Annotated in this window: 1 protein-coding gene; it reads right to left on the reverse strand. The window is 56.2% G+C overall.

The features are described from left to right. Positions 1–31: 31 nt before the first annotated feature. A partial coding sequence (locus ACW9JC_RS30470) for a DUF6124 family protein (protein ID WP_457459706.1) occupies positions 32–258 on the reverse strand: 227 nt, incomplete at its 5' end.

The following is a 258-nucleotide window of genomic DNA, read 5'->3' on the forward strand; positions in this document are numbered from 1 at the left end:
CGAAGGCTGCGATCTTTTGATCTTTTTACTCTCACTCAGGTGGATCAATCTGATCCAGCACCCGGTTCGCCGTGATCTCCGCCAGCATCACGCTGTTGGAAATGCCCAGCAATGCATTGCGTGATTCACCGTCCAGGTGATCCACCAACTGATGGACCATCACATCCACCGAGGCCAGCGTCTCGACCAAATAAACGGCCAGAGTTTCGAGCGTCACCTCAGGGTCGACGGTGAAGAGGGTGCTGACGGTGCGCGGTG

Source organism: Pseudomonas sp. SDO5591_S426 (assembly GCF_054070755.1).